This window comes from Pseudomonas cavernae (assembly GCF_003595175.1).
GTDB classification, from domain to species: domain Bacteria; phylum Pseudomonadota; class Gammaproteobacteria; order Pseudomonadales; family Pseudomonadaceae; genus Aquipseudomonas; species Aquipseudomonas cavernae.
On the sequence record NZ_CP032419.1, the window covers coordinates 1,709,578 to 1,727,855 of the forward strand.

General features: G+C 64.8%; 16 protein-coding genes. 13 read left to right on the forward strand and 3 right to left on the reverse strand.

The genetic code is table 11. From position 1 onward, the window contains the following. Nucleotide 1 precedes the first annotated feature (1 nt). Complete coding sequence (locus tag D3880_RS07985; protein WP_119892939.1) at nt 2-1,351, reverse strand: metal-dependent hydrolase family protein; 1,350 nt, start codon at nt 1,349-1,351, stop codon at nt 2-4. A gap of 270 nt (nt 1,352-1,621) precedes the next feature. Between D3880_RS07985 and D3880_RS07990 the strand changes: the two genes are divergently transcribed. Beyond that, the gene (locus tag D3880_RS07990) at nt 1,622-1,999 is read left to right on the forward strand and encodes a nuclear transport factor 2 family protein (protein WP_119892940.1); all 378 of its coding nucleotides are present in this window, start codon (nt 1,622-1,624) and stop codon (nt 1,997-1,999) included. 80 nt (nt 2,000-2,079) lie between these two features. Here D3880_RS07990 and D3880_RS07995 read toward each other — a convergent pair whose 3' ends face one another. Beyond that, nucleotides 2,080-3,237: an alpha/beta hydrolase family protein gene (locus D3880_RS07995; protein WP_119892941.1), complete on the reverse strand. Its 1,158-nt coding sequence runs from the start codon at nt 3,235-3,237 to the stop codon at nt 2,080-2,082. A 269-nt stretch (nt 3,238-3,506) separates the two neighbouring features. Beyond that, on the reverse strand, nt 3,507-4,421 hold the full coding sequence (locus tag D3880_RS08000; RefSeq protein WP_119892942.1) for a LysR family transcriptional regulator: 915 nt from the start codon (nt 4,419-4,421) through the stop codon (nt 3,507-3,509). Between the two features lie 331 nt (nt 4,422-4,752). Between D3880_RS08000 and D3880_RS08005 the strand changes: the two genes are divergently transcribed. From D3880_RS08005 to D3880_RS08055, 12 genes are all read left to right on the forward strand, one after another. Beyond that, the gene (locus D3880_RS08005) at nt 4,753-5,691 is read left to right on the forward strand and encodes a VOC family protein (protein ID WP_119892943.1); all 939 of its coding nucleotides are present in this window, start codon (nt 4,753-4,755) and stop codon (nt 5,689-5,691) included. 14 nt (nt 5,692-5,705) lie between these two features. Beyond that, entirely contained in the window at nt 5,706-6,068 is a 363-nt protein-coding gene (locus D3880_RS08010) for a Rieske (2Fe-2S) protein (protein WP_119892944.1), read from the forward strand. A 178-nt stretch (nt 6,069-6,246) separates the two neighbouring features. Continuing rightward, nucleotides 6,247-7,371, forward strand: coding sequence for an FAD-dependent oxidoreductase (locus tag D3880_RS08015; protein WP_119892945.1), 1,125 nt, complete (start codon nt 6,247-6,249; stop codon nt 7,369-7,371). A gap of 131 nt (nt 7,372-7,502) precedes the next feature. After that, nucleotides 7,503-9,200 carry a DUF1302 domain-containing protein gene (locus tag D3880_RS08020; RefSeq protein ID WP_119892946.1) on the forward strand — a complete coding sequence of 566 codons (1,698 nt, stop codon included), beginning with the start codon at nt 7,503-7,505 and terminating at the stop codon, nt 9,198-9,200. Nucleotides 9,201-9,212: 12 nt separating this feature from the next. Beyond that, a complete protein-coding gene (locus tag D3880_RS08025; RefSeq protein WP_119892947.1) occupies nt 9,213-10,577 on the forward strand; it encodes a DUF1329 domain-containing protein in 1,365 nt (454 codons plus the stop codon). 72 nt (nt 10,578-10,649) lie between these two features. Further along, nucleotides 10,650-11,753: a WD40/YVTN/BNR-like repeat-containing protein gene (locus D3880_RS08030; protein ID WP_119892948.1), complete on the forward strand. Its 1,104-nt coding sequence runs from the start codon at nt 10,650-10,652 to the stop codon at nt 11,751-11,753. A 4-nt stretch (nt 11,754-11,757) separates the two neighbouring features. Then, complete coding sequence (locus D3880_RS08035; protein ID WP_119892949.1) at nt 11,758-14,235, forward strand: efflux RND transporter permease subunit; 2,478 nt, start codon at nt 11,758-11,760, stop codon at nt 14,233-14,235. Nucleotides 14,236-14,281: 46 nt separating this feature from the next. Beyond that, entirely contained in the window at nt 14,282-14,413 is a 132-nt protein-coding gene (locus tag D3880_RS23180) for a hypothetical protein (protein ID WP_274381176.1), read from the forward strand. Then, nucleotides 14,403-15,599, forward strand: coding sequence for an MFS transporter (locus tag D3880_RS08040; RefSeq protein ID WP_119892950.1), 1,197 nt, complete (start codon nt 14,403-14,405; stop codon nt 15,597-15,599). The genes D3880_RS23180 and D3880_RS08040 overlap by 11 nt, the downstream gene beginning before the upstream one ends. A gap of 74 nt (nt 15,600-15,673) precedes the next feature. After that, a complete protein-coding gene (locus tag D3880_RS08045) occupies nt 15,674-16,717 on the forward strand; it encodes an aromatic ring-hydroxylating oxygenase subunit alpha (protein WP_119892951.1) in 1,044 nt (347 codons plus the stop codon). Next, nucleotides 16,717-17,667 (forward strand): PDR/VanB family oxidoreductase, encoded by a 951-nt coding sequence (locus D3880_RS08050; RefSeq protein WP_119892952.1) that lies wholly within the window; start codon nt 16,717-16,719, stop codon nt 17,665-17,667. The genes D3880_RS08045 and D3880_RS08050 overlap by 1 nt, the downstream gene beginning before the upstream one ends. A 10-nt stretch (nt 17,668-17,677) precedes the next feature. Continuing rightward, nucleotides 17,678-18,268, forward strand: a complete 591-nt coding sequence (locus D3880_RS08055) for a malonic semialdehyde reductase (RefSeq protein ID WP_119892953.1) — start codon at nt 17,678-17,680, stop codon at nt 18,266-18,268. Nucleotides 18,269-18,278: the final 10 nt, after the last annotated feature.

Genomic DNA, 18,278 nt, shown 5'->3' on the forward strand with positions numbered 1-18,278 from the left:
GTCACAGGCTCCATTTTCCCAGTTGGGTGGCGCGGTCGCGGGTGTAGAGGTCGGTCCATTTCAATGAGTTGAAGTCGGACACCTGCTTGGGGTTGTACGGGCTGCGTTCCAGCTTCACCGGCTGGCCGGCCTTGTACACTGCCTTGAGGCGCGAGCGATCCTGGAGGATGCGGATGTCGTCCAGTGGCGAGCCATCGAGTAGGAGGAAGTCGGCCTGCTTACCCACTTCCAGGGTGCCGAGGGTTTCGCCGCGCGGCATGCAGCGCGCGCCGACGGCGGTGGCGGCATGCAGGGCTTCGGCTGGGGTGAAACCGAGGCGGGTTACCAGCAGCTCCAGCTCACGGGCATGCCACTCGCCATAGGGGGTGACGGCAAAGCCGCTGTCGCTGCCGCAGGCGAACGGGATGCCGGCGGCTTTGGCGCGCTTGAGCACAGCACTGCCGACGTCCAGGGTGCGGGCACAGTAGCCAGCGTAACCGGTGCTGATCGCCGGGTCGTGGGGCTGGCAGAAGTCCACGGTGTTCTGCGGGAAGGTCATGGTCGGCGCGAGTATAGTGCCGGCTTCGAGCAGCGCCTCGATGCAGGCGTCGTCCATATAGAAGGCGTGGAACACCAGGTCGACGCCGGCCTTGGCCGCGTACATCACCGCTTCACGACCGTAGGCGTGGGTCGCCACCTTGCAGCCGAGGCGATGGGCTTCCTCGACCATCTCATGGGTTTCCTCGGCGGTGAAGGCGGCGATGATCTCGCCGTTGGGGCGGCGATGGGTGCCGTCCATGGCGATCTTGATCAGGTCGACGCCATCCTTGGCCTGCTTGCGGATTTCCGCCAGGGCTTCGCTGCGGCTGGTGACCAGGCGCGCGGTGAAATATTCCGGGGCGCCGACGCGACTGGGGAACCAGTCGTTGAGGCTCTGCCGGTTGGTGATCACCCGGCTGCTGGCGGCAATGCGCGGACCGTCGAACAGGCCGGCGGCGATCGCGTTGCGTACCGAGATACTAAGCTGCCCGCTGTCGCCGGGGCAGACCATGCTGGTGACGCCGGCGGCGAGCACGTGCTGGGCGAAGAACATGCCGCGCAGGGCGCGGAATTCGTCGCTGGTCCAGATATCGATGTCTTCCTCGCTCTGTGCGTTGCCGAAGGCCAGGTGCGTGTGCACGTCGATCAGGCCGGGCATGACGAAATGGTCGCCGGCATCCACCACACTGTCGCCAGGTTGCGGCGCAGGGGCCGAGGCGCGTGGACCGACATAGCTGAACAAGCCGTTTTCGACGATCAGGGTCTGTTGCTGGCGGGTGGCGAGGCCGGTGCCGTCGAACAGGGTTTGGCAGTGCAGGTGCAGGGCGCTCATGGGTTTTCGCTGTGCTGATGGTGGTGCGAAGCGAGGCTAGGAGGTGGGCGGGTGAGCGACCAACAGATTGCATCGATGGCCAGCCATTGATGCTGTCGATAGCTGCGGCAGGGCCCGTGGTTCGTGGCCCGCGGCGCAATGCCCACGGCGCCGTGGCGGGTATCGCGAGTGGCGATGGCTGGCATCGGTACTGACGATTTTTGGCCGCTGCGCTGGCGCGTCTATGGTGCGCCGTCGCCATTCCGGCGACTGCTCACAAGGAGATCGAGGATGGCTGCACATACCGAATTGCTGGCGCTGGAACAGGAGCGCCGCCGCGCGCTGGTGGAGGAAGACCACGGCCGCGTCGCCGAGCTGTTTGCCGATGACCTGGTGTACGTGCACACCACCGGCCTGGTGCAAGGCAAGGCCGACTACCTGGACTATGCGTGCAGTGCCGTGCAGTACCTGGCCATCGAGCGCGGCGAGCTGCAGGTGCGTTTCTATGGCGAGGCGCTGGCGGTGATGACCGGGCCGCAGTGCAACACCCTGCAGAAGCGCGGCGGCGATCAGGCGGTGTGTGCCGAAGGCTTCGCCACCCAGGTCTGGGTGCGCGGCGCGCAGGGTTGGCAGATCAGTTCGTTTCACGCCACGCGCGCGGCGAGCTAACCGCGCTCTGCGCAGCAAACAGCCAAACGCCGAACAGCCTGCGCGGCTGTTCGGCGTTTGCTGGCACGGTTATCGGTTGCTCAGGCGGTGCGTCCGCCGAGGGTCTCGGCGATCCAGTCGGCGATGTAGTGGCCGGCGTTGATGCTGTTGTCGAAGCTGGAGTGCTGCACGCCGCCTTCGCGCTCGGTGAAGATCTTCAGCTCGCGCTTGGGGCTGTTGACCAGTTGCTCGTAGGTGCGCTCGGCCCACTTCAGGGGGATCTGCGAGTCCTTCGAGCCGTGGGTGACCAGGAACGGCACCTTGATCCGGTCCAGTACGCCGTTCAGGTGCACGTTCTCGGCGATAGTCATGAATTCGTCGACGTCCTTGGCGCCCCAGACCCAGCACACGTGGGCCCAGTAGTGTGGCACCGGGAAGCTGCCTTCCTTCTCCAGACGGCGTTTCTGCACGTCGCGCCAGTCGTGGTTGGCACCCCACACCACGCCGCAGGCGAAGCGCGGCTCGAAGGCCACGGCGCGCGGGCAGTAGTAGCCGCCTAGGGATACGCCTTCCAGGCCGATGCGCTTGGCGTCGACGTCGCTGCGGGTTTCCAGCCAGTCGACCACGCGGCTGGCCCAGTGCTCGCTGTCGTAGCGGGCGATCAGGTTGTGCAGGCGCAGGGCCTCGCCGGTGCCGGGCTGGTCGATGATCAGCGAGGACACGCCGCGTTTGGCCAGCCAGGCGGGCAGGCCGACGCGGTACTTCATTTCCTTGGTCGAATCGAGGCCGTTGACCTGCACCAGGATCGGCGCCGGGCCGTCCACGCCCTCGGCGCGCACCAGCAGGCCGGAGATGTGTTTGCCCTCGTAGGGGATTTCCACCCGCTCGCAGTTTTCCCGGGACAGTTCGATGCCGCGGGCGAAGGTCTGCAGGAAGCGCTGATACAGCTCTTCGCGCCCGGCGGCACCGTGGGCCTGTAGGCGTTCGCAGGTGAGGTAGTAGGTGGCGGCGCGGTTGTACTTCTCGCCGGCGGAGAGCAGGCGGCCGGCGGCTTCGTCTTCCTCGGCCAGCCCACAGAGCTTGTCGGCCATCTGCGCCCAGGTTTCTCGGAAGGCCTTGCTGCCGGCCGCGTCGGGTTGTTTGGCTGCGTCCTGCAGGGGGGCGCACATTTCCTCGATTTCACCCATGCGGGCGCCCATCTCGATGGCGAGGTCGACCGAGAGGTTCCAGACGTAGTTGGTGGGGAAGTAACGGAACATTCTTATTGTCCTTTTCGTGGTGGCAGGCTGGCGCCGCGACCCGGGCAGGCAAAGCCCACGAGCGCCGTTTGCCGAGCACGTTAAGGAGGGGGCAGCTATTTGGCCAATCGTGAGTCGGGATGCAAGGTATCGCGAAACGAGATGGCCGGAGGGGGTAGGTCGGGTTGAGTGCAGCGAAGCCCAGCGTGAGTTGGCCGCGAGTTCTTCCCGTTGGGGTTTGGCGCTGCGCGCCTCAACCCAGCCTACCGGTGTTGTTGTCAGGCTGGCGCTCAGCGCTGCTCCAGGTCGTTGATGAACTCGCTGATGCGTTCGCGCAGCCAGCGGTGCATCGGGTCGCCGTCCATGGTGCGGTGCCAGAGCATGAACTCGCGCATCACCGGGATCTTCACTGGCGGCTGGAGAATCCGCAGCGGCAGGTGCGCGGCGTACAGGCGGGCCAGGCGCCGGTGCATGGTGGCGATGCGCTGGGTGCCGACGATCAGTTGCGGCAGGGTGTTGAAGTCGTTGGTGATCACTTCCAGGCGGCGATTGAAGCCGTACTGGTTCATGAACCAGTCCTCGATGCTCATGTGCCGGTTGCGGCCGAAGCCGACCGAGACATGGCCCATGCCCATGTACTGCTCCAGGGTCAGGCTGTCACCGACCAGCGGGTTGGCGTCCCACACCACGCACACGTGCTCCTCCTCGAACAGCAGCTGCGAGGGGTGGCCATCGAGGATGTAGCGCTCGGGCACGATCATCAGGTCGACTTCGCCGCGCGCCAGCAAATCGGTGGTGAAGTCGTTGGGACCGATCATCTCGAAGGTGATGTGCGGCGCTTCCTGGTGGATCTTCTGGATGACCCGGGCGAACAGCACGCTGATCAGGTAGTCCGAAGTCACCAGGCGGAAATGCCGCTTGCTGCTGGTGGGGTCGAACACCGGTTTGGCGGTGATCGACGACTGGATCGTCAGCAGCACTTCGCGCACCGGCGCGGCCAGTTCCAGGGCATAGGGGGTGGGCTGCATCTTGCGCCCGACCTGCACCAGCAGCTCGTCTTCGAAGTAGCTGCGCAGGCGGCCCAGCACGCCGCTGGTGGCGGACTGGGTCATGTGCAGGCGTTCGGCGGCGCGGGTGATGTTCTGCTCTTCGAGCAGTACATCGAGCGCCACCAGGAGATTGAGATCCAGGTGGTTGAAGCGCATGGCAGTCTCGAGTCTTGTATTTATTTTAGCGATACCTTCCGGCCTAAGCATCACCGCGTCAACCCCAAGGCGGGTTGTTGCCGACCGATGAACGCCCGCTTTCTCTGGCACGCTCCCTGCGCATTCAGGTATCGCGTTTGCCGATAGGTCGCATCCTGACAAGCGATTAGTCAGAGGTTTGCCGGCGCGGCAATCTCGCCTTCAGTCGGTTGCCCGTGAGGCGTTTGCCGACTCCACCACCGGATACCCGAGCCGCTCTGCCAGGCGCTTTGCGCTGACAGAACCCCTGGCGTCGGGCCGTCCGCAGAATAATTTCAACGGAGTGGTAAGCATGAACATCATTGGCCTTGACGCCCTGATCTTTGGCGTCGATGACATTCAAGCCTGCACCGATTGCCTGCGTGACTACGGCTTGCAGCCGGTCGATGTGGACAGCCGGGGCGGGCGCTTCGAAGCCCTCGACGGCACCGCGGTGGTCATCCGCCGCGCCGACGATCCGCAGCTGCCGGCCGCTATCGGCCCGGCACCGTCGATCCGTGAAACCATCTATGGCGTGGCCAGCGCCGCTGACCTCGACGCCATCGCCGACGAACTGGGCCGCGATCGCCCGGTGACCCGCGATGCCAATGGCGCGGTGCACAGCGTCGACGACATGGGCTTCGCCATCGCCTTTCAGGTCAGCGTGCGTCGTGACTTCAGCGCACCGGCCGACCTGAGCAACGCGCCGGGCCACGCGCCGCAGCGCCCGCTCAACCAGCCGGGCATCACTCTGGACATGCCGGCGGTGCCGCGCACCCTGTCGCACGTGGTGTATTTCGTGCCGGACGCGGCCAAGGCCGAAGACTTTTACAAGCGCCTGGGTTTCGTGACCACCGACACCTTTATCGGTGCCGGCCCGTTCATGCGCCCGGCCGGCTCCGACGACCACCACTGCCTGTTCATGATCCAGACCCCGCCTCACATGAAGGGCTGCGAGCACTTCACCTTCCACATGGGCAGCGGCACCGAAGTGCTGCTGGCCGGGCGGCGCTTCGAGCAGAAAGGCTGGACCAGCTTCTGGGGCCCGGGTCGTCACCTCTTTGGTTCCAACTGGTTCTGGTACTTCAACAGCCCGCTGGGCTGCCACATCGAATACGACGCCGACATGGACAAGCACGACGACGCCTGGGCGGCGCGCACTGCGCCGCTGTCGGCGGATAACTCGCAGCTGTTCCTGTTCACCTCCAAGGAAAAGTGGGCCCCGGGTGGTCCGCCGCCGAAGCAGGCCTGAGTGCAGGTTCCGCCGTGAGTCACGCCGCTATCGCGCTGTTCCTTCTGGATGAACTGGTCGAGGGGCATGCCCGTGGGTTCGATCCGCTGCAGGCGGGGAAGGACAGCGTGTTTGCCCTGCGCCACGGCAGCGAGGTGCGGGTGTACCGCAACAGCTGCCCGCATATGGATGTGCGCCTGGAGTACCGCAAGGACCGTTTTCTATCTGCCGATGGCAGCCGGATCGTCTGTTACGCCCACGGTGCGCAGTTCCTTCCGGACAGCGGCCTGTGCGTCTACGGGCCCTGTCTGGGCGAGCGCCTGAGCGCTCTGCGATGGCGCCTGGAAGGCGGCTGGCTGGTGCTGGAAGCGGGCCAGTTGGTGGTGTGCGCGGAGTAGGTGAGGTATCGCGTTTGACGATACATCGCATCCCTACAAGCGATTAGTCAAACCCCTGCTTTGCCGGGAAAGTGAATGCAACGCGGCAGCAGCTGGATCAGTAAACGCCCGGAAACGAGGCCTGAATCGTTCCGGCAAGACGCTAGCCCGAATCACAAGAACAAGAAGTGAGACAGCCATGAATGCAGTGAACAAGGTTCTTATCGTGGGTGGTGGTATCGGTGGCCTGTGCGCCACCATCGCCCTGCGTCGCAAGGGTATCGAGGTCGACCTGGTCGAGCTCAAGGCCGAGTGGACGGTGTACGGCGTCGGCATCATCCAGCAGAGCAACGTGGTCCGCGAGATGGCCAAGCTAGGCGTACTCGACGGCTACCTGGACGCCGCCTTCGCCTTCGAGGATGTGACCATCAACACCACCGCCGGCCAGCAGCTGGCGCGTATTCCAGGTCAGCGCCTGGCCGGCCCCGAGTACCCGGCCAACGTCGGCATCTCGCGCCTGGCCCTGCATCAGGTGCTCAGTGAAACCGCCATCGCCCTCGGCGCCTCGGTACGCCTCGGCCTCAGCGTGGAAACGCTGACCGAAGAGGGCGAGGGCGTCGATGTGCTGTTCACCGATGGCAGCCGCGGCCGCTACGACCTGGTGGTCGGCGCCGACGGCCTGTTCTCCAAGGTGCGTGGCCTGCTGTTCGGCGACAAGTACCAGCCGCGTTTCACCGGCCAATCGGTGTGGCGCTACAACTTCCCGCGCGCCGCCGAGATCGACCACCTGGCCAACTTCCAGGGGCCTGCCGGGAATGCCGGCCTGGTGCCGCTCGCCGATGACCTGATGTACATGTTCGTCACCTCCCATGAGCCGGGCAATCCGTGGATGGACACCGCCAGCCTGGCGGCGGAGATGCGCCAGCGCCTGAGCGGTTTCAGCGGGCTGATCGGCGAGCTGCGCGAGCAGATCACCGACAGCAGCCAGGTGGTCTACAAGCCGCTGGAAGTGGTGTTCGTCAGCGAGCCCTGGTACCGCGGCCGCGTGCTGCTGATCGGTGACGCCGCGCATGCCACCACCCCGCACCTGGGTCAGGGCGCCGGCATGGCCATCGAGGATGCCGTGGTGCTCGGCGAGGAGCTGACCGCCGGCGGCAGCGTCGAGCAGCAGCTCGAACGCTTCATGGCGCGCCGCTACGAGCGTTGCAAGTTCATCAGCGATAGCTCGGTGCTGGCCGGCGACAAGGAAATCGCCCACGACCACAGCTTCGACCGCATCGGGTTGGTCAAGCAGATGCTGGCGCGAACAGCCGAGCCAGTCTGAGCCATGCGGCCGCGCTGTGCGGCTGCCGCATAACCCGTTTAACCCATTCCTTCCGATGGCTGGCAATCGACCGGCCCCGGAAGGAGCTGGACCCACTGCAGTTACCACTACAACAACAAGAGGTTAACGCGATGGTTATTCGTACGACTGCGGCGCTTAAGCGCCGCCAGGTCTGCCGTCCTGCACCCTTCGCTTTAAGCATGGCGGCCGCTCTGGTGCTGGGCGCTCCGGCCGTCCAGGCGTTCCAGATCGACACCGGCGACTCCGATTTCAGCCTGCGCTGGGACAACACGGTGAAGTACAGCGCCGCCTGGCGGGTCGAAGACCAGAGCAGCAAGCTCACCGAAGGGCGGGTGGCGCTCAATCAGGACGATGGTGATCGCAACTTCGACAAGGGGCTGATCTCCAACCGCCTGGACCTACTCTCCGAGCTGGACCTGTCCTACCGTAACATCGGCGCGCGACTCAGTGGCGCCGGTTGGTACGACACCGTGTACCAGGACGACACCGACAACGACGATCCGACGCGCGCCAACCAGCGCTCGGTGGCTTTCGACGAGTTCACCGACGACACCCGCCATCTGCATGGCGGCGACGGCGAGCTGCTGGATGCCTTCGTCTATTGGAATGGCGAACTGGCCGATCGTGCGCTGTCGGTACGCGCCGGTCGGCATGGCCTGATCTGGGGGGAAAGCCTGTTCTTCGGTGCCAATGGCATCGCCGGCGGCATGGCTCCTGTCGACGTGGTTAAGGCGCTCTCGGTGCCTAATACCCAGTTCAAAGAAATCACCCGGCCGATCAATCAGCTGTCCGGCACCTATCAGTTGACCGACGATTTGTCTCTCGGCGCCTTCTATCAACTGGAGTGGGAAGAGACTCGCCTGCCAGGTGCCGGAAGCTACTTCTCGGTCAGCGACACCATCGGTGAAGGCAATGAGCGTCTGATTGTCGGCGCGCCGTTCCCGGCGTTCCTCGGTGGCAACCCAAGTAGCCCGGCGGCGTTCTTCCACGGCAATGACAAAGAAGCCAAGAGCTCGGGGCAGGGTGGCCTGCAGCTGCGCTACACCGCAGACACGGTGGAGTACGGCCTTTATGCCATCCAGTACCACGATAAGGGTCCCAAGCTGTATCTGCGGCCGAATTCCACCGGACCCGAGTTCAGCACCGGCAAGATCGGTGAGTACTACTGGGTTTATCCGGAGAACATCCGCGCGTTGGGCGCCAGCTTTGCTACCACCGTCGAGGAGTACAGCTTCGCCGGTGAGGCGTCGATGCGCTGGAACATGCCGCTGGTATCCAACGGCCAAACGGTATTACCCGGTGTCGAAGCAGACAACGACGACGACCCGCTTTATGCCGTCGGCCGTACCGCCCACGTCAACCTCAACGTCTTGGCCTCGCTCGGTCCGTCGTTCATCTCCAAGGAAGCCAGCCTGGTTGGTGAAATAGCCTGGAACCGCTTGCTACATGTGACCAAGAACCAGGCGGCCCTGGACCCGGGAGCTAGCGATGACGGCGTGGGCTTCAAGCTGGTGTACAGCCCGACCTATCGCCAGGTTTTTCCCGGCGTGGATATCAGCGTGCCACTCGGCCTCAGCTACTTCCCGCTGGGCAAATCCGCGGTGATCAGCAGCTTCGGTCCGGATCGTGGCGGCGACATGAACATCGGTGTCACTGCCACCTACCTGGATCGGGTGACCCTGGGCCTGACCTACACCCACTTCTACGGTCCAGAGGACACCAACCTCAACGCGGCCAACCAGTTCAACTTCAAGCAGTCGCTGAAAGACCGGGACTACCTGGCTTTCTCCGTCAAGACCACGTTTTAAGAGGACTTGCGCATGACCACTCAGTTCACTCTCAAGGCCTTGTGCTTCGCCCTGCTGGCTGTCGCTGCCCCGCTGGCCGTAGCCTCCACCGCCGAGCAAGCTGCCACACTGGGCAAAACTCTGACCCCATTCGGTGCCGAGAAAGCCGGCAATGCCGACGGCAGCATCCCGGCCTGGGATGGCGGCTACACCAAGGTCGATCCGGCCTACAAGCCGGGCGGCAAGCGCAGCGATCCGTTCGCTGCGGACAAGCCGCTGTTCAGCATCACCGCGCAGAACCTGGCGCAGTACGCCGACAAGCTCAGCGATGGCGCCAAGGAGATGTTCAAGCGTTTCCCGGACAGCTACCGCATCGATGTCTATCCGACCCGCCGCACGGCCGCCGCGCCGCAGTGGGTGTACGACAACACCCTGCAGAACGCGACGCGCGCCAAACTGGTGGACAGCAGTGCCGGGCCGGTGCCGCAGGGCGCCTATGGCGGCATCCCGTTCCCGATTCCGCAGAACGGCGCCGAGGCCATGTGGAACCATGTGCTCAACTGGCGCGGTACGTCGCTGTCCATGCATTTCCGCCACTACCTGATGACCGCCGACGGCAGCCAGGTGATGACCACCGACGGCCAGGCGATCCAGGAGATGCCCTACTACTACCCGGACGGTTCGCCGGAGAAGTTCGAGGGCGACTACTGGCTGTTCCGCCTGCTCAACGTCGGTCCGCCGATCCGCGCCGGCGAGCAGATCATGGGGCGCACCAATATCAACGGCGACAAGTCCCAGGCGCACGTCTATCTGGCTGGCCAGCGGCGCGTGCGCAAGCTGCCCAATGCCTGCTGCGACACGCCGACACCGGCCACCGCCGGGGTCATGTCGTTCGACGAGCTGAGCGTGTTCCAGGGCCGCATGGACCGCTTCAACTGGAAACTGGTGGGCAAGCAGGAGATGTACATCCCCTACAACACCAACAAGGTGCAGGCCGCCGCTAAGCCGGAAGACCTGTTCGCCAAGCACCACATGAATCCCGACTACGTGCGCTGGGAGCTGCACCGCGTCTGGGTGGTGGAAGCCAACTTGGCCCCGGGCAAGCGCCACCAGTTGCCGAAGGGTCGCTACTACCTCGACGAGGACACCTGGCAAGCCATGCTCGGCGACCGCTGGGCCGCCAACGGCCAACTGGCCAAGACCCTCTGGTCGCTGCCGGCCGTGCTGCCCGACCTGCCGGCTCAGGCGAGCTTGTCAGCGGGTTTCTATGACCTGACCTCCGGTGCCTGGTTTGTCCAGAACCTCTACACCGGCAAGGACAGTCAGTACGGCATGGTCGATCGCTACAAGGCCTCGGAGTTCTCGCCGGCGGCCATGGCCGGGCGCGGCGTGCGCTGAGACGGCGGCAAGCGTGGAGGGCCGACGCAGTCTGGCGGCCCTCCTGTTTCAAGCGATTTTCCGAGGTAGGCAATGAACAGAATCACTCAGGCGGGCCGTTTGCTCTTGGCCCTGGCCTTGCCCTTTAGCGCAACCTGGTGCCTGGCCGAGTCGGCCGCCGTGGGTTCGCCGCTGCGTACCCCGGCGATGCAGGTGGCGCCGAGTCAGAAGGCGGTGCTGATCGACCTGGCGCGCGCCGGCGAGCGCCTGGTGGCGGTGGGCGAGCGCGGCCTTGTGTTGCTCTCCGATGACAACGGGCAGAGCTGGCGGCAGGCCGTGGTGCCAGTGTCGGTCAGCCTGAGTGCGGTGCAGTTCGTCGATGCGCAGACGGGTTGGGCGGTCGGCCACGCCGGCGTGGTGCTGGCCACCCGCGATGGCGGCGAGCACTGGACGCTGCAACTGGATGGCCTGCGCGCCGCGCAGATCGAGCTGGACGCGGCCAAGGCCGAGCAGGCCACGGCGGCCGATCAGGACAGTGCCGAGGCCCGTGTGCAAAGCGCCGAACGCCTGCTCGCCGATGGCGCGGACAAGCCGTTCCTCGCCCTGGACTTCGTCGACGCCCGGCGCGGCCTGATCGTCGGTGCCTATGGCCTGGTGCTGCAGACCCGCGATGGCGGCGCCACCTGGCAGTCGCTGATGGGGCAGATTGCCAATCCGATGGGCATGCACCTGTATGCCATCGGCCATCAGGGTTCGCGCTGGTTTCTGGCGGGCGAGCAAGGCTTCCTGGCGCGTTCGGATGACGACGGCGCTTCCTTCGCCCAACTGGACAGTCCCTACGAGGGCAGCTTCTTCACCCTGCAGAGCCGCGCTGACGGCGCCCTGCTGGTTGGCGGGCTGAAGGGCCACGCCTTTATCACCAGTGACGCCGGTGCGAGCTTTCAGCGCCTGCCGGTGCCCATGCCGGTTTCTTTCAGCGATGCCATCCGCCTGGCCGACGGTCAGGTGTTACTGGCCAACCAGAGCGGCGCGCTGTTTCGCAGCAGCGTGCAGAGCGAGGCCGCGTTGCTGCCGTTGGGCAAGCCCCTGGGCAAGCCCGTTTCAAGCCTGATCGAGGCCGCCGACGGCAGCCTGATCGTCGCCGGTTTCACCGGGCTGCTGCGCGTGCCGCAGCCAGCCACTGCCGTTTCGGAGTGAGGTTATGAAGTCCTCTAGCCGTTCTTTCTCGTCCACCGCAGGCACCCTGGGCGACTTCGATCCGCGCTCCGGCTCGCTGGTTGAACGCGCGCTGTTCAACCATCGCCTGTGGGTGCTGCTGCTGTGCCTGGCGACCACGCTGTTTCTCGGCTACCAGTCCAGCCGCATCGAGCTGAACGCCAGCTTCGAGAAGATGATTCCGACCCAGCACCCCTACATCGCCAACTACCTGGAGCAGCAGAAGGAGCTGACCGGGCTGGGCAATGCGCTGCGCATCGCGGTGGTCAACAAACAGGGCGATATCTACGACGCCGCCTACCTGAAAACCCTGCAGGAACTGAGCGACCAGATCTACCTGCTGCCCGGGGTCGACCGCGCGTTCATGAAGTCGCTGTGGACCCCGGCCACGCGCTGGGTGGCGGTGACCGAGGACGGCCTGGATGGCGGCCCGGTGATTCCCGATGACTACGACGCCAGCCCCTCCAGCCTCGGCGCGTTGAAGCGCAACGTGCAGCTGTCCAACGAGATCGGCCAACTGGTGGCCTTCGACCAGACCTCGAGCATCATCTACGTGCCGCTGCTCGAGCGGACGCCCGATGGCCAGCCGCTGAACTACGCCGCGCTGTCGGAGCAACTGGAGTCGCTGCGCGGCCAGTACCAGAGCGAGCAGATCGACATCCGCATCACCGGCTTCGCCAAGAAGGTCGGCGACCTGATCGCCGGCCTGAAGCAGATCCTGCTGTTCTTCGCCGTGGCCATCCTGATCACCACCGCGGTGCTCTACTGGTACACCCGCTGTGTGCGCAGCACCGTGCTGGTGGTGTTCTGTTCGCTGGTGGCGGTGGTCTGGCAGCTTGGGCTGCTGCCGTTGCTCGGCTACGAGCTGGACCCCTATTCGGTGCTGGTGCCGTTCCTGGTGTTCGCCATCGGCATGAGCCACGGTGCGCAGAAGATGAACGGCATCATGCAGGACATCGGCCGCGGCATGCACCGTGTGGTCGCCGCGCGCTTCACCTTCCGTCGCCTGTTCCTCGCCGGGCTCACCGCGCTGCTCTGCGATGCGGTGGGCTTCGCCGTGCTGATGATCATCCAGATCCAGGTGATCCAAGACCTGGCGGTGATCGCCAGCATCGGCGTGGCCGTGTTGATCTTCACCAACCTGATCCTGCTGCCGGTACTGCTCTCCTATGTCGGGGTCAGCGGCCGCGCCGCGCAACTCAGCCTGAAGAGCGAGCAGGCCGAACATGCCGGCCAGCGCCGCCACGCCTTCTGGCGTTTCCTCGACCTGTTCACCCGGCGTCGCTGGGCCGCGCTGTGCATCGCCCTGAGCCTGGCCCTGGCCGCGTTAGGTTTTATCGTCAGTTTGCAGCTAAACATCGGCGACCTCGATGCCGGGGCGCCCGAGCTGCGCGCCGACTCGCGCTACAACCAGGACGACGCCTACCTCACCCGTCACTACGGGGCGAGCAGCGATCTGTTCGCGGTGATGATCAAGACCCCGCCGAGTGCCTGCGCGCGCTACGACATCCTGAGCAAGGTCGATGCCCTCGACTGGCAGCTGCGCGCCTTGCCGGGCGTCGATTCGACGAACTCGCTGGCGCTGCTCAACCGCCGTGTGCTGGTCGGTCTCAGCGAAGGCAACCCGAAGTGGTACGAGCTGCAGAACAACCAGGCGGTGCTCAACATGATCACCGCCAGCGCGCCGCGCGGCCTGTACAACGAAGACTGCAGCCTACTGACCCTGTACGCCTACCTCACCGACCACAAGGCACAAACCCTGACCCGCCTGGTCGAGCACGTCGAACAGTTCGCCGCGGCGAACAACACCGACGAGGTGCAGTTCCTGCTCGCCGCCGGCAACGCGGGCATCGAAGCGGCGACCAACATCGTGGTCAAGCAGTCCAACCGCGAGATGCTGTTCTGGGTCTATGGCGCGGTGATCCTGCTCTGCCTGATCACCTTCCGCTCCTGGCGCGCCACGCTGTGTGCGGTGATTCCGCTGATGCTCACCTCGATCCTCTGCGAAGCGCTGATGGTCTGGCTGAACATCGGCGTCAAGGTCGCCACCTTGCCGGTGATCGCCCTCGGCGTGGGCATCGGCGTCGACTACGCGCTGTACGTGATGAGCATCCTGCTCGGCCACATGCGCCAGGGCGTAAGCCTGTCCGAGGCGTACTACCGGGCGCTGGTGTCGACCGGCAAGGTGGTGATGCTCACCGGCGTGACCCTGGCGATCGGCGTCGGCACCTGGATCCTCTCGCCGATCAAGTTCCAGGCCGACATGGGCGTGCTGCTGGCCTTCATGTTCGTCTGGAACATGGTCGGCGCGCTGGTCCTGCTGCCGGCGCTGGCCTACTTCCTGTTGCCGGTTAGCAAAGCGTCTGCCGCCGGGCAGCCGGCCAACCTGATGCATAGCGCGACGAGCAGCGCCGAACGCCCGCAGTTGTCGACAGCTACCCCGCTGCACCGTAGCGCAGGGTGAGACGGTCACGCCCATGGTCCATTCCACACAACAAGAAGAGATCGCCATGTTCAGTCTGAACGCCGCTCTGCAGGTCCTCTGGCAGGAATTCCATACCGGCCTCGCCGATTTCGGCGCGAGCTTCTGCGGTTTGCCGAAGGCTGGCAGTGCCGCCGCGGAGGTGCGCGATGAGCGTTGAGCACGTTGCCCGCCAGGCCGGATTGCCGCAGTCATTGCTGCTGTTGCTCGGCAGCTGCCTGCCAGTACTCGGAGCGGTACTGCTGGCACCGGTGCTGCCGCGCATGCAGGAGCACTTTGCCGACACCGCCGGTGCCGCCGTGTTGGTGCCAATCGCCCTGACCCTGCCGGCGCTGGTGATTGCCCTGGTGGCGCCGTTCGCCGGGATGATTGCCGACCGCCTCGGGCGCAAGCCGCTGCTGCTCGGCGCCATGCTGCTCTACAGCCTGTGCGGCCTGCTGCCACTGTGGCTGGACTCGCTGCACGCCATCGTCATCAGCCGCGCCGGCATCGGTCTGGCCGAGGCGGCGATCATGACCGGCTGCACCACGCTGATGGGCGACTACTACAACGGCGCACGCCGCGAGCGGCTGTTCGCCCTGCAGATGGTCGCCACCTCACTGTCGGCGGCGGTGTTCATGGCGGTCGGCGGTCTGCTCGGCGAGAACGGCTGGCGCACGCCGTTCGTCCTGTATGCGGTGGGCCTGCTGTTCCTGCCGCTGATGGCCAAATTGCTCTGGGAGCCGCACGGCGATAGCGCGCCGCGCGCCGTCACCCCGGAGTCCAACGCGTTTCCGTGGCGCGGCCTGGCGCCGCTCTATCTGCTCACCGTGCTGGCCGGCGTCAGCCTGTTCGTGGTGCCGGTGCAGGCCGGCTACCTGCTCAACCTGCTGCACGTCGATGCGCCGCAGCAGATCGGCATGACCATGGGCGCCAATCAGCTGGGCGTACTGGCCGGCGCCCTTGGTTTTCGTCTGCTCAGCGGTATGCCGGCACACCGGCAGATGATTGTGGCCTTTGTCCTCGCCGGCCTGGGCGGCCTGTTGATGGCGCTGGCCGGCAGTCATGCCCTGGTAGTTATCGCGGTGCTGATCAACGGCCTGGGCATCGGCCTGATGTTGCCGACTTTGATCACCTGGATCATGGCGCAGGTCGACTTTCCGCAGCGCGGCCGCGCGGCGGGGGGCTTCACTGCGGCGATCTTCGCCGGCGAGTTCGTCAGCCCGCTGGTGGTGCTGGCGATTACCGGTGGTGCCAATGAGCAACTGCCCACGGCGCTGCTGGGAGTGGCGCTGCTGCAGTTGCTGGTGGCGCTGCTGTGCCTTGGCCTGCGCGCTATGCGAGGCGTGGTTCAGGCGGTTCACTAAGCATCGCGCAATGACATGACGGCCCCGTCGATAAGAGGGCCAAGCACTCGATGAGAAGACCAGAGGAAGCGACCATGACCTTTCTGCGTAATGCCTGGTACCCCGCGGCGTGGGATACCGAGGTTCCGATAGGCGAACTGTTCAACCGCACCTTACTCAATGAGTCGGTATTGCTGTTTCGCGACAGCAGCGGCGTCGCCAAGGCTATTTCAAACCGCTGCCCGCACCGTTTCGCGCCCTTGCATATGGGCACCCTGCGAGGCGATTCGGTGCAATGCGCTTATCACGGCCTGTGTTTTGACGGCAGTGGTACCTGCACCCACAACCCCCATGGTGACAGCGCGATTCCACGGGCCGCCAAGGTCAAGGCCTATCCCCTGGTCGAACGTCACAGCCTGCTGTGGATCTGGATGGGCGATGTCGCCGCAGTCGATGCGCAGTTGATCCCGGATTTCAGCTGCATGGACAGTGAACAGTGGTATGCCGGTAAACGCTACCTGCACGCTAAGGCCAACTACGTACTGGAAACGGACAACATCATGGACCTCAGCCATATCGAGTTCCTGCACCCCAGTACGTTGGGTGGTGATGGCGTCAAAAGCGCGCTCACCAGCGTGCAGGAGGAAGGCGACACCGTCTGGTCCAACCGCCAGACCGTTGCCGAGATCATGCCGGAGTTCCTCTATAACGCCTGGAAAATTCCGCTTAACACCCCGGTGGACCGTTGGATCGATGTGCGCTGGGACGCACCGGCCAGCATGTTGCTGTTCTCCGGCGCAGTGGCCACTGGGCGGCCGCGCGAGGAGGGTGTGTCGACGCCGATTCCGCACCTGTTTACGCCAGAAACCGCAACCACCACCCACTACTGGTATGCGATGTGTTTTCCCAAGGCGATGGGGGAGTTTGGCGAGACCTTGGCAGAGGAACAGGCTGACGCGATCACGCAGCCATTCAGGCATGAAGATCTACCCATGCTTGAGGCCCAACAGCAAATGATGGGCGATGCGAATTTCTGGGATCTGAAACCCGTCCTGCTAGTCGGTGATGCAGGTGCCATTCGTGCACGTCGTGTGCTCGACCGGTTGATTGCTGCAGAACAGCCGGTGGGGAATAAGTAATGATCGATGTAATCGTCACCAGCAAATGCCGCGAAGCCGAAGGCATTTGCAGTTTTGAACTGACCGCCGCCGACCAGCGTCCGCTGCCGGCATTCAGTGCGGGATCGCATGTCGACGTGCACCTGCCGGGGGGGCTGGTACGCCAGTATTCCCTGTGCAACCACCCCGAGGAGCGTCACCGCTACCTGCTCGGCGTGCTGCTTGACCCGGCATCGCGTGGCGGCTCGCAAGCCATGCATGAGCAAGTCGAGGAGGGCAGCCGGCTGCGTATCAGCGAGCCGCGCAACCTGTTCCCGCTGGTCCATGAGGCGGCTTACAGCATGCTCTTCGCCGGTGGTATCGGCATCACGCCGATCCTCTGCATGGCCGAGCGTTTGGCCCAGATCGGTGCTGCCTTCGAGCTGCACTACTGTGGCCGCTCGGCAGAGCGCATGGCTTTTATCGAGCGTATCCGCAGCTCGGCGTTTGCCGACTGCGTGCACGTCCATATCGACGATGGCGAGGCTGGCCAGCACCTCGAAGCAGCTCGGGTTTTATCCGCGCCGTCCAGTGATAGCCACCTGTATGTCTGTGGTCCAAACGGCTTTATGGAGCATGTGCTGGGTACCGCGCGCGAGCAGGGTTGGGCCGATGCGCAACTGCATCGCGAGTACTTCGCCGCCGCTGCTGCGACCACTGAGGCGGGCGGTTTTGAGGTGCAACTGGCCAGCTCCGGCCAGTGCTTCCAGGTGCCGGCCGAGCGCAGCGTGGCAGAGGTGCTACTGGAGGCCGGTATCGACATTCCGCTGTCTTGCGAGCAGGGCATCTGTGGCACCTGCATTACCCGCGTATTGGAAGGCGAGCCCGAGCATCACGACATGTTCATGACCGATGCCGAGAAGGCCCGCAACGACCAGTTCACTCCTTGCTGCTCGCGTGCCAAGAGCGCGCGGCTGGTTCTCGATCTCTGAGGTTTTTTGGATGAATCAATCGCTACCCGCTGCCGCCATTGCGCAGCTGTTCCTCGATGCCCGTTCGCACAATGGCTGGCTCGATCAGCCGGTGCCGGACGCGCAGCTGCAGCAGCTCTACGCCACCCTCAAGCAGGGCCCGACCAGCAACAACTGCTGCCCGGCGCGGTTCGTGTTTGTGCGCAGCGCTGAGGCCAAGCAGCAGTTGCTACCGGCGCTCAAGGGTCACAACGGCGAGAAGATGCTGCAGGCCCCGGTGACCGCTATCGTCGCCTTCGACAGCCGTTTCTTCGAGCTGCTGCCCGAGTTGTTCCCAATCTACGACGCCGCCGCACCCTATCGCGACAACCCACAAGCCGCACACCTCGCCGCCCTGCGCAACGGCAGCCTGCAGGGCGCCTACCTGATGCTCGCCGCCCGTGCCCTGGGTCTGGATTGCGGGCCGATGTCCGGCTTCGACAATGCACAGGTGGACGCCACGTTCTTCCCGGATGGTCGCTGGAAAAGCAACTTCCTGTGCAGCCTCGGTTATGGCGATGTCAGCAAATTGCGCCCGGCCGGACCGCGTCTGCCGTTCGATCAAGCCTGCCGTCTGGCCTAAGGCCGGACCT

What these genes read in the sequence shown, in the direction of transcription:
- D3880_RS07985 (WP_119892939.1), bottom strand. Translation starts at nt 1,351, where the DNA reads ATGAGCGCCCTGCACCTGCACTGCCAAACCCTGTTCGACGGCACCGGC.
- D3880_RS07990 (WP_119892940.1), top strand. Translation starts at nt 1,622, where the DNA reads ATGGCTGCACATACCGAATTGCTGGCGCTGGAACAGGAGCGCCGCCGC.
- D3880_RS07995 (WP_119892941.1), bottom strand. Translation starts at nt 3,237, where the DNA reads ATGTTCCGTTACTTCCCCACCAACTACGTCTGGAACCTCTCGGTCGAC.
- D3880_RS08000 (WP_119892942.1), bottom strand. Translation starts at nt 4,421, where the DNA reads ATGCGCTTCAACCACCTGGATCTCAATCTCCTGGTGGCGCTCGATGTA.
- D3880_RS08005 (WP_119892943.1), top strand. Translation starts at nt 4,753, where the DNA reads ATGAACATCATTGGCCTTGACGCCCTGATCTTTGGCGTCGATGACATT.
- D3880_RS08015 (WP_119892945.1), top strand. Translation starts at nt 6,247, where the DNA reads ATGAATGCAGTGAACAAGGTTCTTATCGTGGGTGGTGGTATCGGTGGC.
- D3880_RS08020 (WP_119892946.1), top strand. Translation starts at nt 7,503, where the DNA reads ATGGTTATTCGTACGACTGCGGCGCTTAAGCGCCGCCAGGTCTGCCGT.
- D3880_RS08025 (WP_119892947.1), top strand. Translation starts at nt 9,213, where the DNA reads ATGACCACTCAGTTCACTCTCAAGGCCTTGTGCTTCGCCCTGCTGGCT.
- D3880_RS08030 (WP_119892948.1), top strand. Translation starts at nt 10,650, where the DNA reads ATGAACAGAATCACTCAGGCGGGCCGTTTGCTCTTGGCCCTGGCCTTG.
- D3880_RS08035 (WP_119892949.1), top strand. Translation starts at nt 11,758, where the DNA reads ATGAAGTCCTCTAGCCGTTCTTTCTCGTCCACCGCAGGCACCCTGGGC.
- D3880_RS23180 (WP_274381176.1), top strand. Translation starts at nt 14,282, where the DNA reads ATGTTCAGTCTGAACGCCGCTCTGCAGGTCCTCTGGCAGGAATTCCAT.
- D3880_RS08040 (WP_119892950.1), top strand. Translation starts at nt 14,403, where the DNA reads ATGAGCGTTGAGCACGTTGCCCGCCAGGCCGGATTGCCGCAGTCATTG.
- D3880_RS08045 (WP_119892951.1), top strand. Translation starts at nt 15,674, where the DNA reads ATGACCTTTCTGCGTAATGCCTGGTACCCCGCGGCGTGGGATACCGAG.
- D3880_RS08050 (WP_119892952.1), top strand. Translation starts at nt 16,717, where the DNA reads ATGATCGATGTAATCGTCACCAGCAAATGCCGCGAAGCCGAAGGCATT.
- D3880_RS08055 (WP_119892953.1), top strand. Translation starts at nt 17,678, where the DNA reads ATGAATCAATCGCTACCCGCTGCCGCCATTGCGCAGCTGTTCCTCGAT.